Origin of the sequence: Providencia sp. PROV114, from assembly GCF_032704305.1 — a bacterium.
In the GTDB taxonomy this organism is placed as follows: Bacteria; Pseudomonadota; Gammaproteobacteria; order Enterobacterales; family Enterobacteriaceae; genus Providencia; species Providencia rettgeri.
This window is the reverse complement of the sequence record NZ_CP120528.1, coordinates 3,898,409-3,915,109: the sequence shown is the minus strand read 5'-3', so window position 1 is coordinate 3,915,109 and position 16,701 is coordinate 3,898,409. Positions and strand designations below refer to the sequence as shown.

6 protein-coding genes and 3 pseudogenes are annotated in these 16,701 nt (G+C 49.4%); 4 read left to right on the top strand and 5 right to left on the bottom strand.

What is annotated here, in order from left to right; genetic code table 11:
• Positions 1–5: 5 nt before the first annotated feature.
• A pseudogene (locus tag P3L37_RS17540) lies at positions 6–253 on the top strand (tyrosine-type recombinase/integrase); the annotation flags it as partial.
• Positions 254–372: 119 nt separating this feature from the next.
• A complete protein-coding gene (locus P3L37_RS17535) occupies positions 373–657 on the top strand; it encodes a hypothetical protein (protein ID WP_272676003.1) in 285 nt (94 codons plus the stop codon).
• A gap of 102 nt (positions 658–759) precedes the next feature.
• On the opposite strand, the gene P3L37_RS17530 is transcribed toward P3L37_RS17535, so the two are convergent.
• Positions 760–1,149 (bottom strand): DUF2130 domain-containing protein, encoded by a 390-nt coding sequence (locus tag P3L37_RS17530; RefSeq protein ID WP_230084878.1) that lies wholly within the window; start codon positions 1,147–1,149, stop codon positions 760–762.
• Positions 1,150–1,179: 30 nt separating this feature from the next.
• Positions 1,180–1,876 (bottom strand): annotated as a pseudogene (locus tag P3L37_RS17525) (IS1 family transposase).
• Positions 1,877–1,942: 66 nt separating this feature from the next.
• On the opposite strand from P3L37_RS17525, the pseudogene P3L37_RS17520 reads away from it, so the two are divergent.
• Positions 1,943–2,332, top strand: a pseudogene (locus tag P3L37_RS17520) (IS630 family transposase); the annotation flags it as partial.
• Positions 2,333–2,377: 45 nt separating this feature from the next.
• A complete protein-coding gene (locus tag P3L37_RS17515) occupies positions 2,378–2,968 on the top strand; it encodes a helicase-related protein (RefSeq protein ID WP_272667485.1) in 591 nt (196 codons plus the stop codon).
• 345 nt (positions 2,969–3,313) lie between these two features.
• Here P3L37_RS17515 and P3L37_RS17505 read toward each other — a convergent pair whose 3' ends face one another.
• The 3 genes from P3L37_RS17505 to P3L37_RS17495 are packed head-to-tail and all read right to left on the bottom strand — an operon-like array spanning position 3,314 to position 16,700.
• Entirely contained in the window at positions 3,314–5,431 is a 2,118-nt protein-coding gene (locus P3L37_RS17505; protein WP_108478851.1) for an ATP-dependent helicase, read from the bottom strand.
• A complete protein-coding gene (locus tag P3L37_RS17500; protein WP_272667486.1) occupies positions 5,428–11,769 on the bottom strand; it encodes a DEAD/DEAH box helicase in 6,342 nt (2,113 codons plus the stop codon). The genes P3L37_RS17505 and P3L37_RS17500 overlap by 4 nt, the downstream gene beginning before the upstream one ends.
• A complete protein-coding gene (locus tag P3L37_RS17495; RefSeq protein WP_272667487.1) occupies positions 11,769–16,700 on the bottom strand; it encodes a hypothetical protein in 4,932 nt (1,643 codons plus the stop codon). The genes P3L37_RS17500 and P3L37_RS17495 overlap by 1 nt, the downstream gene beginning before the upstream one ends.
• Between the last annotated feature and the right edge of the window lies 1 nt (position 16,701).

Below are 16,701 nucleotides of genomic sequence, written 5' to 3'. Positions count from 1 at the left end.
TTAGGTATGAAGGAAGGCTAACAGGACACGGTCTCCGCCACGAGATGAGGATTATCGTGAGAAAGGTTTTAACAGCGCTTGGATTGAAACACAGCTGGCGCATAGCAATAAAAATGCGATACGTGGAACCTATAACCATGCGCAATATCTTGAAGGTAGACGAGAAATGATGCAGTGGTATGCCGACTATATCGATTCATTGAGAAATGGTGGAAATATTCTTCATGGGAATTTTCATCGTCAAAACGCATGATAACTAACCACGATTTATCGTAATACATCTCATTCAATAAAGAAGCTTTATCACTGAAAGCCTCTGTCCTCACGGACTGGGGCTTTTTTGCTTTTTAATCAAAATAAAAGGAAATCATGATGGAAAATTACATTTGTTGCCCTGTATGTGACTCAACCCGTATTCGTGAACGTCATATAGGGAAAAAGACAGGAGCTGTTGCTGGTGGCGTATCAGGCGCACTAGCTGGAGCGTCTATCGGCTCTGCTGTTCCTGTTGTAGGGACGATTGCTGGTGCGACGATTGGTGCGCTGTTTGGACGTTTAATAGCTGGAGCTACTGCTGGGGCTGTGAGTGGTTCAGCTTTAGATGGCGTCGTATTTGACCGTTATGAATGTATCGAGTGTGAATATACATTTGATTAATGGATTAAAACGGGTACCTTTGGGTACCCGATTGATGAGTCTTTTATTTTTTATTAGATTTTACATGAGACATTATCATTACCAGTGCAGAATGAATGGCAGTTATTCTGATGGCGACTGATGTTTGAGTTCAGCAAATTTTGTTGCCATTGTTGGATTGCCTCGAGTTAATTTTTTCACTGTGAGATCTTCTGCTTTATCGTTAGCCAGTCGTAAATTATTAGCTGATTTATGTAGTGCATCTTTTGTTTTTTCTAGATCTTTGATGGCTTCATCAATACGTTTTACTGCTTCTTCAAATCCATCCGAAGCCAAGCGCCAATTACGACCAAAAGCACTTTTAAAATCATCAAGTTGAGTTTCAAAATTAGTGATATCGATATTTTGTGCTCTTACCAGCGCTAACTCTGATTTGTACTGAAGGGAACTCATCGATGCGTTACGCAACAGAGTAATTATAGGGATGAAAAACTGCGGCCGTACGACATACATTTTTGGGTCATGTATTCAATATGTAGATCATCATAATAGGTAGTGTTCGCGTTCAATAAATGTGCCGATGATCTTGTCGTGCATTTCTGCTGACTTTGAGTAGCCTAATGTTTTACGATTAAGTCGCTTTAAACGGTTTCTTAAGTTTAAGTTCTCTCGTTCAATTCGTTGTGTATAAAACTTATTGGCTACGTATTTTTCCTTCGGCAATATCTCATAAGCGTTAAACTTATCGGTGCACCAAAAGGCCACATTAAATCTAGAGAGTAATGCCAGTAACTTGTGAAGCGTTTTCTTATTTCGACGACCAAATGTATGGCAATAATTCGTTTTAGGCGAGGCTCCCAAGCATACCAGAGCCAGCGTTGTTGCTTCTTGCTAGCAACAAAAGACCACTGTTCATCCACTTCATAAAGCAGTTCAATGTGCAGATTATCAAGAGGTAAAGAGGTTACCTGCCTCGGCGAGAGTTTTTTAAAGTACGAACAACAGCATTAATGCTGATATGAAGGGCTCTAGCGGTATCACGAATACCGGCATTATTCATCGTGAGATCGATAATTTTATCTTTAGTCCCAGGTAGGCAGGCGCGATATTCATAATCGAGTTGAAAGCTTCGACAGCAATCTTGGCAACGATAGCGTTGATGGCCAGTGCTTCCTAATCCATGTTTTTTTACTGAGGGAGTTTGTTGACAAAATGGGCACCTTACATCGACTTTAGCCATGAGTATTCTCCGGTAAATTACCCTATATTATAGGTTACTCACCGGATTGGATACATGACCGGCGCGACCATCGTGAGTGATGATGAATATATTAATAGTGAAAGTATTGTTCGTTTTTTCAGCAAATTAAGAGAGAGTTATCCATTATCCCATAAGCTTCATCTTATTTTAGATGGCGCGGGATATCACTGAAGTGATCTCGTCAAAAATGCAGCGCTGACCCTTAATATAAAGCTTCATTATCTCCCACCTTATAGTCCAAATCTCAATCCAATAGAGAGGCTATGGAAGGTAATGAATGAGCAGTCGAGAAACAACGTTTATTTCAACAATAAACGAGACTTTAAGGCTGCGATCGACCGATTTTTTACTGTGACGCTTCCAGAGATCGCAGGTAGTTTGGCGTCTCGAATTAATGATAATTTTCAGGTACTCAAACCTGCATCTTCAAGTTGATTCAGTATATATACACGTTGTCGCTTTGCTTTACGCTACGGTCAGTTGAGAGACGACACGGATCAAGCAGTCACACATGCTGAATCGGTAAAAGATGCGTTTAACTCTCCCTTCCACCCCTTTGTATTGGCTTCCACCTCAATCGGGCAAGAGGGGCTCGATTTTCACACCTGGTGTCATGCGGTGATGCACTGGAATCTACCGTCAAACCCGGTCGATCTAGAACAGCGTGAAGGACGAGTACACCGTTATAAGGGCCATGCGGTAAGGAAGAATATTGCCGAGTATTATGGTTTGAGTGCACTTCATTCACTGGCAGAAAGTGCAGATCCCTGGGCACAGCTCTTCGCACTTGCAGCAAGTCAACGCAAAGCTGGACAGTCAGATCTGATTCCCTACTGGATTTTTGAGGAAGGAACCTCTCGCGTCGAGCGCCGGGTTCCCATACTGCCATACAGCAAAGAGAGCATTAAGTTTAAGCGGCTCAAACGAGAACTTGCACTCTACCGTATAGTCTTCGGTCAGCCGCGCCAGGAAGATTTGCTGTTCGGCCTGAAACACAGTGGCGATGAGTCTTTAACGGATATGGCACAGTGCCTTATCTCTCTTGAGCCACCAAAGTGTGATGCACCTTAGTGTGAGAAGTTATCCCTTACCTTATTCGAATTGCTTATACCATGGAAGTTAACCTGTCAGGCACAGTAAGCTTACTATTGAAGCATATGACAGCTTCTGCGCATCGACAGCCTACCCACACAGGGATGATTCTTGCCTGAGCGCCGTATGAATCTCAGAAGTTTTAAGACCGCGATATGAACGTATGTGGGCGATGACCGCAACGCTGGGTCAGAGTTGGCGCCAGCGATATGATTCGCCCACTGAACGGACAGAAAATACATAAACCCTAAGATCCATATTTCTAGCTTCAATATCGTACTAAGAGCCAGAAAAATTCGCCCTCCAGGCCCATACAGAAAAATATTACTTAACGGTTAATAATGTACTTGGTACACCGAATGAAGAAACAAACAATCCTTTTACCGCACGAGTTGCTGCAACATGGAGCAGCGCACGTTCATTAAATAGTGCATCACGTTGTTCAACAGGATCGTCAGATGCTATGGCTTTTACTTCCGGTACAACGCCATCGTTGATACCGGCAAGGAACACATACTGGAACTCTAGCCCTTTAATGCGGTGCATTGTTGCAATGCGAACACCGGCCCGTTGATCACTGTCGCCACTATCGTTCCCTAAATTAAAAGTTTCAATTCCCGCTTCATTCAGAGCTGACACATAGCGCTCATTCGTATGCCGCGTGCGGGAAGTAATGCAGATATCCTGGGAACGGACATCATTGGCTAACAACACCTGAATTTGCTTGATAATCGTCTCAGCCTCTTCCTTAAAATCTGAAGCATGAGTAATCATGGGTTTTTCACCATGAAGCAATGATAAATAATCGTTGCAGGAATCAGTTTCACCATCCAGGTTGTCAACCTTAACGCCGGTTAACAACCCGACAGCAAACTGTCGCGTCTCTTCTGTAGTCCGGTAGTTAATTTTCAGTTTTTTACTACGGCGCCCACGAACGTTAATCCCACACTGACCTAGAACGACTTTATTGCGGTAAATACGCTGATGTCCATCACCCACGATAAAGAGATCGTTAGGAGACTCTGGAACTAGGCTACGAATAAGGGTAAAGGCCGGTGCGCCTATATCCTGAGCTTCATCGACTACGATACTGCTATAAGGCAATTGCACCTGCTTTTCTTTAAACAGAATGATAGCCTCATGCATGGCATCACCCATCTCTCGCAGTTTGGCTCGCGCCATTTGTGCCCGGAACTCTTCGAACACAGGCCAGATTTTCGCACGCTGAATACGGGATAACGCCGTGCCACGACCAATACGACTCACCTTCAGATATTCTTCACGGCTGTAAACCGCATTCGGCTGAACAACACGTTGCCACTCTTCAGAATAAAAGTTATCAGGTAATCCCAATTCAGCAGGGACTTGCTGCAAGGCATAGTTCCAGCATTTACGTCGCCCTTCATCGCTGTCATACACCACACGGAAATCATATCCATGGCGTTTAAGCTGCTCGCTCATCCAGGCATCAATGTTAACAACTTCAATACGTGCCATCTCTTCACGGCTACACAAACGCTGGAGGTTGGCGCGAATATCCGCCGCCAGGTTACGGGTGAAGGTCGTGAACAGAACTTTTTTTCCGGGTTTATCGACCAGGCGTTGGGACAACCAACGTGCACGATGCATCGCAACAACTGTTTTGCCCGTGCCTGCACCACCTAATACACGTACCGGACCATTTGCCGGAGACTCTACCAGTTTTCGCTGGCTCGGATGGAGGAAGACTCTCCATTTTTCCAGTGGCGCGTTGAGCATTTGCAGTAGCTCTTGTTCATTCTCAACGACATGGAAGCGACGTTTACTTCGTTCCATCGCCTCAATAAAGTCGTTGGTATCAACAGGCTCATCACGGTGCTCGTTAAACTCCTCCAGCACTTCCCGGTAATCCAGACCTTCTGCCAGCCAGTGTAGGGGTTCCCAGGCTTCCGCAGGCATCACACTTTCCAGCTGATTCAGCCCTGCGGCATCTACAAGTGCCATCACCTGCTCAATAAACACAGGAGGAACACCCAGCGCGAGGATCTGCTCTGCCGTATAAGCAGCAAAGAGTTTAGGTTTATCAACAACAGTCGGCTCGGGTGTAGGTTTGATATAGCTGGTGTCAATCACCTGAATCGCACCGGTTACCGGGTGAATCGCACATTCGTGTCGCCGCGCCCAGTCGTAGGCTTCGTCGTGCTTATCCACCCACATCAGCATATACAGAGTACCCTGCTCAGGTTTCAGGACGATCCCCCGGTAGGTTTGGTCAATACGCACGGAATGCACATTATTGCTGCGTGCATCGTGGATCTTTTCGTAGTTCAGCCCATTACTCGTCGGATCCTGGCGGAACTTGGAGATGAATTCCTGGACCTTTTTTTGCTGCGCTTTAGGAATCCGCGCAAAAGCCCCCAGAAAACCATCAGAAAGTGCCACCTTTGGCGTTGGAATCGTCATTTGTTACCTCCGGACAGATGCTGCAATGTATTTTCGTCAATTGGCCCGAGTGCAACGTGCCAACCCTTACTTTCGAATAAAGCAGTAAAGTCCTGATTATCTATAATCAAGGCTTGCTTTTGTAACGGCCAGGCGAGATCGGCTTCTGCAATAATTTCGCCATCGTCATCCTGCAATTCATATCCTACTGTCGGTGCAGGTAGCGATAATGACTGAAGCAAAGCGATTTCTTCTGTACTCAACAAACCGAACTCAATTATCTCCGCCCAGCTCTCATCAGACTGAATCTCTGCTACCACCGACGTCTCAATTTTGGCTGCTCCAGACTCTTGCGGTGAGTTAACCGCTTTACGACTGGTAAACGTCATATCTGGCAAGAACTGCAGTAAATTCACCATCCGCCAGAAACCATTAAATCCGGCTTCATAGCCATCATCCTGAGAATAACGATCGTCAAAGCAAATATGCAGCCTCAACCAATTTCGCATTTGTTCAATGCTTGTCGTTGATTTAATGGCTTGTTGCGGTACAACAGCTGCCAGCTCAATGAACAGTTGTGATGAGCTACAGCTATCCAGTAAACCGCCAAATACAAATGGTTCATCAGGCAAAAGTGCATTCAACCGATAAGCGGGAGCGTTCTCCTGCATTTCATAGGCGTACTTTTGTTTGACTCCGGTATCCTGCGACTTTTTAGGATCCAGCCACACCCAGGCATAAGCTGCAGCCATTTTCTGCCATAGCAGAGTTTTATTAACGGGATCAGTGAGATAATCGAGTAACAGTGCGAAACTGTTTCTCTCCCTGAATGAACCTTCAAGCCTCGCAAAGTTTGTATCATGGAACGGGTTATAAAACTTAGGCTGTTTCATATCCGGGTTATGCCCAAGCCCCATGACATCCTGAACATGTTTCAGTCCTTGTTCTTGAAGGTCTGCCCAGGTCACTGTCCATACCCAAAATTTCCCGCTGTCTTTAATCGCCTGCCGTTTTTGGACATCATCCGATACGCTATCTTTATGAAAAGCAAAACCATCCAGGAAAATTGCTACCGGTTTTATCTTTTCTGACTGCATCAGAGGATAGAGCACATAATCTGGTCGGCTAAGGATGCCAACCCCTTCTTTAACCCCTAAATCAACCTGTGCTTTGAGATGCCAGCTCATCGCCGGTTCTGTACGGGTATTAATAATCCAGCCTGCGTTCTGATGGGCATAACTCCGGCTCACGAGAAGATTTTTGTTATCCTGCAGGCAGTGAATGAACCTTTTTTCCAGTTCACTCCCCATCATGGCATCAAGCGAAATGTTTTTGATGGAATCAATAACGCGTATAGAAGCACTGGCCTTCAGGATTTTTGCCAGTAAGAGACGCGCCTGATCTCTTGATACATACTTCATACGCCCGCGGTCACGGTATGCGTAAACACAGCGATAGCAGCCGTCTTTATGCGTATCATGGTTGCAGCTGCATTCCACTAGCGCCTTGTAGGCTAGCTCAAGTAATTTCAGCAGGTTGTCAGGTGTACGCATCAATTCTTTGAGTGAGCCGGTCCCCCCTGGTACGGTGTCGTAAATCACCAGATACTGACGCCAGGATTCGCCCTCATTTTCCGGCTCGCGATATACCACGCCTTTCAGGTGATCCACGTTACCTTTGAAGTAATGTTTGAGCCCAAGCTGAATGGCTGCCCCCAGGGAGGCTTCTACCACGCGATCGTTACTGTAGCTGGTTACCGGCAGCAGGATACGCAACGCCTCAGATTCCAGTTGGCGATAAAGGTAGAGATAATCTTCAAACTTCGCTTTTTCGGGTTCAGCGCGATATTTACAGCTCAGGTCATGACGTGGTTCATGATCTCGAGGGCGCTGCACCATGCCGCAGCCGAGGCAAACTTTAAACCCGGTGCGTTTCTTTGCCTCTCCTGCGATCATCAGCTCATTGGCATCATCCGCCATTTTGCCAAAGTTGATATCTCGCAGAGTCACTTTGCTCAAAAACTCAAAGCCAAACGGGATATCTCCTTCATCAATAGCATAAGCGGCCGATACATCCTCTTTTTCGAAGCTGACCAGTAGCTGTCGCTGGAAGAATGCCGGTTCGCGACTATCGCTCTCATCACTGATCTGGCTGTCACGGGCGCTTGAGCGGGCATAAACCTGGCGAAGCTTCAGTAACGTCGTTTTTTGCCCGGCATCAGCCCAACCCGGTGTGCCGCATTTTGGGCAGTATTTATGCTGATCGCCGGTCTGATCGATATTCTCGCTGTAATTACAGTGGCTACAAATACGCCAGTTTTCAGGCTCAGACACTTTAAGGTCAATCTGTTCGATTTCAACTTTATGCCCGCCCGCATAGAAGTTATTCAACGGGGCAAGCTCAGCCAGGGCCGTTGAAGCCGGACGTTCGTATTCGTAGGTCGTGTTCTGATACTCACGCGTTTCCCCACCGTCCTTGCGCCGCCACAGCACAGAACGCAGCGTAATACCGGCCTCCGGGAAGGCATAGTTGGGAAGTAATCCTTCATCGGTGAGGAAATTAAGCGTCTGCTTGTTATTGATCTGGTTCACCAGCGTCATCAGCGCCTGACGTTCCGAAGTCAACTCGCGCATATCGCTGTCAAAGTTTTGATCGTGCGGGTCGCTATCCAGCTTGTCGATACTACGCTTGAGCTTATCAATCCGGGAACGCAACGATTTGCGATCTTCCACCAGCAGTTTTAATGCCTCTTCAATACGTTGCACCAGGGAACGTTGTCCTGGTGCCCCTTGCAAATATGACAGGAGCTGTAGACGTGTGTCTTCTGTAAGGTCAGGGAAGATGGACGAGAACTGCGCAGCAATATCCACATGATTCTGTTCGACGTAACGCAGGAAGTTATAAGGGAACCCAGATTTGTGTCCAAACTCCAGCCCGTCCAGCATCTGTTTCACGTTTTTGTTGATAGCAGATGCCGGGACGCCGGTTTTCACCCAGTTGTCCATGCAGAATGCAGCCAGCTGACGCTCCAAAATAGCCGTTGCGTTCAGGAACACACCTGGAGCCTGTACCTGCCCTTGCATCATTTCCAGAGGTTCTTCAAAGAAGAACTGATCGTGCGGGTTCCCCTCAGCCACTGTAATGTTAAGCGCATTGCCGTCTTTACGCCCGGCACGACCAATACGCTGTAAGTAATTAGCCTGCGCGGGTGGAACAGAACAGAGTAATACCGTAGAAAGGTCACCCACATCGATACCCATCTCCAGCGTCGGTGTTGCCGAGAGCAGGTTGATATTCCATGGCTGATTACCGCGGTAGAACGATTTTTCTGTAGCCTCACGATCTTCACGGCTTAGTAATCCGGTATGCTCTGCCCCCTGGACACGCGCGATGTCCATATTATCCCAGTGCCAGGTCACTGTATTTTCAGCTTCCTGATAGTGCCCCTCACAGCGCAGAGAAAGGCATGGCGCGTTTCGCCAGTGCCAGCCCTGATCGGCCGGAGCCCGAACAACCTCACGACAGCAAGTGCAGTTTAGCTGAACAACATCACGACTCACCACCAGCGCCGAAGGTACTAGCCCCCAAGCTTCTTTGCCTTTTGTGTCAAAGTCTTTTACCAACCCGGTCATTTTCAGTGTCGCAAACAGACGTCGTAAAACCGTCTCGGCCAGGCTGCTGATAAACAGATTATTGCCGTTGCTGAGCGTGCGGTTGATCCAATGCTGATACCAGCTGGGGTTGGATTTCGCACCAATCAGTCGATGGAAGCCATTTATTTTTTCAAACGAGGCATAGGCCGGTTTACGCGTTTTCGGACCAATAGACGGCATATAGCGCGAAGTTCGCTCCTTCTGCGTCATCATAAAGGTCTTACCCTCGCGCCGATAACTTTCGAACGCCGGATGCAGAACAGCTCCCGCCTGCCGCTGATGCCAAAGAACGCCAATCACCAGGTGTGCCACCTGCTCAACGCTGACCCCAACCATTTCATCACCCAGCTCCTCGACAAGCTGTTGGTGAAGCGCCGTTATCGCTGAATTGAAACGTGCAATATCAATTCCTGCGGCTGCGTAACCAGTGGCCTCCAGCGTACGTCCAATTCGTGCGCGTAGGGTAAATTCGCTGTATACCTCCCAGTCGAGACGAAGAGAAACCAGCTCCGGTAAATTGGAACTCTCTGCCAGCTGGCCTTCGTTCTTCAGCGTCTGGTAATCGTTCATCCACTGCATGTTAGGCGCGATGAAGCTCGCGGCAAAATGAGCATCATCCGGTGAACGTTCACGCGCTTGCTGGCAGACGCGCGCCGCAAAGGCATCCAACGGTAACGTTTCTTTTTCACCCAACACGCTGGCGATTTGTCCGCGTACCATCAACGGCCAAGTTCGGGCGGTAAAGAAACTGGCGCGGTGTGCGGCATCCTGTACCGAGTCAGAAAACGTAATCAGTTTTTTATGTTCGTTGAACTGGCTGCCATAAAGCTGATGGATCATCACCGCCGACAGGCTGGCTGCCTGCGACCCAAGAATCGAAATACCCTGTTTGCTGTTGCAGTACGGGCATTCGTTGGCAAATTCCAGCTCATCCTTACGCTCTTTGAGCATATCCGGGATAAGTACTTGTAGCAGACCAGTATGGCCACAATGCCCGCACTGCACGTTAGATTGCTTATTGAGCTTTAAACAGGAAGGGCACAGCTTCTGGTGAACACCGCTGACAGGTTCATCGTTGTTATCCGGGAAGGCTAGTACAATAGAACGGCCTTTTTCGAAGAACTGACGATAAATACCGTCCAGATCAGTTTCGAGTTGAACGCTCTGACCATGGCGCAGGCTCGCCCACCCGGTAGCATGGCAGTCACGACAGTGAATAACTGGAAGATAATGTTCGCGATCTTCCACCGCGACATCATCAGCAAAAACAAGCTCAGGTGTTTTTGACACGCTGGCGACCAGGCGGCGCATCTCGCGCAACCACAGCTGAGAACGTAGTTGCACAAAAGGCAGAACGGGACGTGCTTTATTCGCCTGCAGGCGCTTTTCCCGATCTTCCTGTTTTTCTGGAACCTCCAGGCGTGCCTGGGCAATTAGTGCCAGAATGCTTTGCAGCACGCGGGTTGCATGCCCAGCACTTTCCGCCAGCATCACCTGGAGATTTTCCAGGCACTGCTGTTCCGACAAAATTCCGCCCTGCAAATCCTCCAGCAGTACGTGCAGGATGCTGTGGCGACGTAACAATGAGCCCAATTCAATACGCTTTTCACGTCCGCGATCGCTGTCCAGATCGGCAGGTAATTGCAGTGAACTATCCGGGAACCACAGCGGAATTTGTCCGTTCAGATAGTCTACCGGGCTGGCGTACGCTTGCGGATCCAGCACAGCGCAGGCCTCCTGGCCCGGATACTGACTGTACTCAATGGTATAACCCTGCAGATACTCTGCCGCCGTGTAGCGATCTTCTCGAATAATCGCGTCATCACCAAATGGCTGATCAAAGATCGTTTTTGCGTAATCGAGTAGTTGTCCCAGTTCGTCACCTACGGTAGCCGACGTCCCCACGCAGGCAAAACGCTTGTCATCGACACCAATATGATGCTTTAAGCGGCGCACCAGACAGGCCAGATCCGACCCCTGCGCACCATCAAACGTATGCAGTTCATCCACCACCAGATAACGCAGTGACCCAGGCTGGTTATAGCGCCAGAGCTTCTGATCGCCGGGGCGCATCAGCAGGTAATCCAGCATCTTATAGTTGGTCAGCAGGATATCCGGCGGATTCTCGCGCAGAGTATGTTTGCAGGTGATGACTTTATCCGCAGACATCTTTTTGCTGGGCTCGATTTCACTGTCGCCAACAAACAGGCCGACGGTCACCTTGCCATGCAGTTGCGGATCGCTGGCGATGGTTTTGGCGAAACGGCTGGCCTGATCGGTTGCCAGGGCGTTCATCGGGTAGATGATGATCGCTTTAACACCGGCCTCAGATGCCCCAGCACAATGGTTAAGCAGCGGGAACATAAAACATTCCGTTTTACCAGAACCCGTCCCGGTCGCCACCAGTGTCGGCTGAGGCGTCTCGATACCCAGGCGTTGAAACGCCTGCGCCTGATGCGCGTGCGGCGGGAACGGCAGCGTCAGGTTAGGGAAGAAATTCAGCGGTAAGTCACTTTTACGAAACGGCAGCTGAGCAGAAAGATACGGCCCTTTCAGCAGCGTTTCCGGCTGGGACAGAAATTGCTCCAGCATCGAGATGTTATTGTTTTCTTCACCGTTAAACAGCGGGCTGTTAAGCGGAAAGGCAGTCCGTAAAAAGGAAGCAACGCTGTCGGCAACCTGCCGACTGACAACAGAAGGCAGCATCAGGCGCTCTCCTTATCTGGTGCAAAGAATGCCCAGGCCACTTTATAATCATCTTCGCGGTCGGGTTTGATAAACGGAGCCTGCCAGGTGACAGTTCGGCGCTCGCCTTCGTCGCTGCGGGTATAGTCATCAAAAGTGACGCTGACAGTGCCTGTTTGCAGATGCTTGACATCATCCCAGCCGATGGCTTGATCGGTGCAGTCGCCGCCAGTCCATTCAGGGCTGTCGACATCAAAGACAAAACCGTTTTTCAGGTCAGCTTTACGCGCGGTACGCGGCAGACCAACACCCACCAGGCCTTTGCTTGGGGTAAAGATGATGCGGCCGTTTTGATCATACCAGGTATCGGCTTCGTACTGGCGCATGACCGGGAACTGCACGCGATAGATGGTAAGCAGTTCTTCAAGGGTTAATCCCAACGCCTGTGCCACCAGCACGTCGATTTCCACCAGCGCCTGACGGCGACTGTAGTCGGAACGTAAGGCGCAGTTACGCTGCCACTCTGGGGTCAGGTTGGCGAAGAAATCTTGGGGGAGTTGCGGGAGATTGCGACTCCAGCGCTGGGTGTTGAAATCTTGGGTGTAGCAAGAATTCCAAAGGTCTTGATAAGGAGTTACAAGACTTACTAATGCCAAATAACGTCCACTAACAATAGATACAACACGATTAGAAAGATAAGGAAGGCTATTGAATTGAGATAATCCAAAGTTACCTACGCCTGTAGATTTTAGATAGAAATCACCGGTCAAAGATGAGCAAATGATCGCAGCCCTTAAAAGATCTTGATGATCTTTTAAGGTAAAGGAAATGCATCCATGGATATGCGCAGCATCTGGTGGAGCTAAGGTAGAGATCAAAGATCTTTCACCTGATTGACTAATCATTTTCCGCAAAAATAGACGATAGTAATCCGTAACTTTTCTCGGCTCATCTTCATCCAGTTCAGTCCATGTAACGCGTGGAGTACGTTTGGCATACTCCTGCGCATTACATGCCGGAATATAGTTAGTGCGCGGCAGATAGTCATCAGGCAGAGTTAGCAGATCGAGGCAGTCATAATCGCTGTTTAACGTACAGTTTTGGCGTGGAGTCTTGTAGAACGGCGTCCCAACAAAGAAGTGCGGGCCAGACAATACCCATTGTGATGCATCCTCAGGGAACTGCGTCTTACGTTCAATAGTGCCGTCTTTCTGCTGGTTTGTTTCATGCCACATTTCCAGGGATAAATATTGCCCCTGTAAATCACCCAATCTCTTCGGCTGATTAGCAAACTTTTCCAGTACAGCAACAAGTTGTTCTGCGTGCAAAGCTGGCAAACGTGCCTGCCAGGCTGGAGTTCCTTCGCTGTCATAAAGACGAGCAAATAATTCTAGCTCATGAGTGGCGATACTTATTAGTCGAGAACGGTGGCCAGATGTGTTCCATACAACTTTTAATTTTCCCTCGCTCTCAATCTCGTCTTTGAGACCGGGAATGTCCCCACTGCCAGAATGTTCAAAACATGCATCAATAGTTTGCGGAGCATACAAATTAGATATGTGTTCAAATCCCACAGTGCCAGGGCTAGCAGAATAAATATTGCTGCTAAACTTCGCATGGTGATCAACTTCAACAAACAAATTTAACTCATTCTGAAATTGAAAATGCGCCCTCAGCCTCGGATATACCGCCGCACGTAATTGCCCACCTTTTGGGTCATCATAAATCCCTTCCGGGTGCAGGAAACCTGCCACGCCTTTCTGCGCCCCTAAGCGCCATGCCTGCGGCAGGAAGCATTTATACAGATTAGTCTGCACGCCACGCAGCACCGGGTAGTTCTGCTGCGCATTCAGGAAGTTTTGCATCCCTCCGCAACCCTCATACTCGTTACGCCAGGCATTTTCGAGCAGCGGAATTCGATTGAAGGTTTCATGACGCAATGTCGCCAACTTCGAGGCACTTAATCGGCCTAGAACAAACTCCGGCTCGTAGTCGCCCAGCACGCCAGCTTCCTGCCATTCTACTTTCAACCACGGCGGGTTTCCGAGCATCAGGTCAAAGCCGCCGTGCTCGGCGAACAGATCGCAGAATTCCAGATCCCAATGGAAGAAACGGTGCTGCTTTTTCAGCGCATCGACTATCGCCAGACGTGGTAAATGGCGGAACAGCACTTCAGTTTTCAGGCGACCAGCGCCGGAAAATAGCGAAGACTCTTCACGCACCATGCCCTCGTCGGCAAACAGATCTCCGGTAGCCTGTTCTGCGGCTTCAGTGACCCTTTCCGTGACGACAATACCGTCAAGCAGGGTTTCCATCTCGAACAGCCAGGTGCCGCGATCCGGCAGTTCATCCGCTTTGTCGATCGGCCAGAACCACAGCGCGCACCAGTAGTCCATCACCCAGCGCAGTTTCTGATAGGTACTGTTATCTTCGAGGCGGCCGTTGAAGGTTTCATCTTTGCTGCTTAAAGAAGAGCGAACTTGAGCTGTATTTTCCACAGGCCATACCGAGTAATTGTCGGCGGTTTTCTGGCGCTCGGCTTTCAGCTGCTGACGAAACGTGTTCCAGAGCGCTTCCACTTTGCCGCTGATGCGCTGCACATCGACAATCTCATGCGGTGCAAAGCTTTTGGTAAACTCTTTGCGCCAGCTGTCCAGTGCTCTGAAATCATCCGGATAGCGCTGCTTAACGGCCTTGTCGCTGTAGTTGGCCATACCGCTATCCGGCAGCAGGAAGTGGAAAATCTGCTTCTCTTCGCGTGGAATATTCATCGCCAGCTCGGCCGGTTCGCTGTTAAGCCAGCTCGGATCTTTCGCTTTTTTGTAGGCCAGCTCGCTTTTGTTGAACACCTGACGGCGTGCGCCCACCAACGAGTTGCCACAGTGCAGCTGGTAGCCAAACCACGGTACAAATGCATCGCCGCTAATGGCATTCAGCCACAGCGACACTTCCGCCAGCTCCACCGCCACCGGGTTTAAGTCCACGCCGAATACGTTGTTGTCGGCAATGTACATCTTCACCCTTTGCAGCTCCTGGGTGTAGCGATCCTGAGGAATACGGCGACCTTCCGCCTGCTGTTTGTGGAACAGGTAAGCTTCCGCCAGCTGGTTGATGGCTTCGTTAAGGAATGCTGCGCTGCCCATCGCCGGTTCGCACACGGTGAGGTTTAATATGGCGTCGGCTTTGGCGTGCGGATCGGTAATCGGATCAATTTGCTCTTTAAACAGCTCTTTCAGGGCATATTTGACTAACGAGCGGGTCAGCACTTCCGGGGTGTAGTAAGAGGCGGATTTTTCGCGGTCGCGTCCGGCCATCCGATAGATAAAGCTGCCTTTACGGTAAATACGCAGGCTGCCGTCTTTTTCGTAGACCTTCTCGTCGTCGTGGTATTTGCCGATCTCGTCTTTGCTGACGAAGTAGCCTGTCTCCAGCTCGTTAAACTCTTCTCCGGCTTTTTTGACCTCGTAGAGGTCATCACTGGCAAAGAACCCTCGGTAAGAGAGCAGCGCTTCATACACTGCACCTAACTGGTTGATACCCAATTGGCGATAGGAGATACGCCCCCGGCGATTAAAACGTCCTTTACCCGGGCGGCTTAACGACATCGCCTGAATAATTTGTTGCAGGGTTTCGTTGCGGAACACCACACGGTTAAGAATACGGGTGTTATTCGCTTCAAAAAGATGACTTTCCAGACGCGGCACGCTGAACTGATGGCTGTGAATAGTGATCCGGTCGCCGCTCTCCAGGTCGCTCTGCATTTTCACGCCGCCGCTGTAGCCGTCACGCACCAGTTTGAACAGCATATTCAGGCTATCGTGGAAGTAGCGCCCATTGCGATCTTCTTCGCTGGTCAGCGGGATCATCTCCAGATCGCGCAGTGTTTCCAGGCTGTAGCCCTGCAAATAGGTTTTGGAGGTCATCGGCGCATAGCCCAGTTCCGGGCGCGCTTCTATGTAGAAGAGGAACAACAGACGATACATATACCGCAGGCATTCGCGGCTCAACTCATCCGGGTTAATAGCTCGTTTCCCGGTATAATAAGCCAGCTCGTTGTTGATGAGATAACGCATCGCTTCATTGCCCAACAGCTCAATGCTCTCACGCAGGGCATATTTCAGATCTTCCGACACGCCAAACGCATGTTTGTGCGAATTGTCATCCAGAGAATCGAGGTACGGCGCACCACTGCCTGGCAACAGCGAATCTTTGTGTAGCAATACCGACGTCGCTTTCAGGGTATCTATCTCGCGACGACTTAAAATCTCTTCAAAATCAAAACGCAGCAGGCGGTTTTGCGCCCACTTAGTACGATCCAGCAATAGCAGCTGGCGGTTGCCGAGCAGCAGCACAAAACGCGGCGGTTCATTTTGCGTAAAGACCACCGTGGAGAGTAGATCCTGCCAGCTGCGGTATTCGCCGTTCGCTTTCTTACGCAGGCTGTCGCGCTTATGTTTGTCGGTATCCGCCGGGAATTGCGCGGTCAGTAAGGAGAGCGCCAGCGGGTTCAGCGTTCCCTCTTCCTGATCGTGTGCTTCAACGATCCACAGCCACGGACTACCGTCAGTGCTGCTGTAACGCGCCAGTACCGGCAGTGGTGTATCGTCATCCAGCATCTGAATGTGCGGATTAAGTTCATAACCCAATGCCTTTAATAGAGGCCGCCAGCGAGTGCGCTGATCGGCGAGACGCTGCGGGATCTGGCGCTGTTTTTCATGTTCAGTGAGTTTACGGAAAAACTCTGTTGCCAGGCTGTTAAGCTGGTTCCACGGCGCGCGGTAGCCCGCCTCAATCTCTTTGCCCTGTTCACGGGCAGCGCGTTCAGCTTCACGAGCGGCATTTTCCTGGTTAATCCAGGGTTCCAGTACATCGCGGATATCGCTGGTAAAGACTTCGCCCAGATAGTGGTTGGAGTAAAATTCGTTTTCGTTATTAATACCGACCAGCGCCATG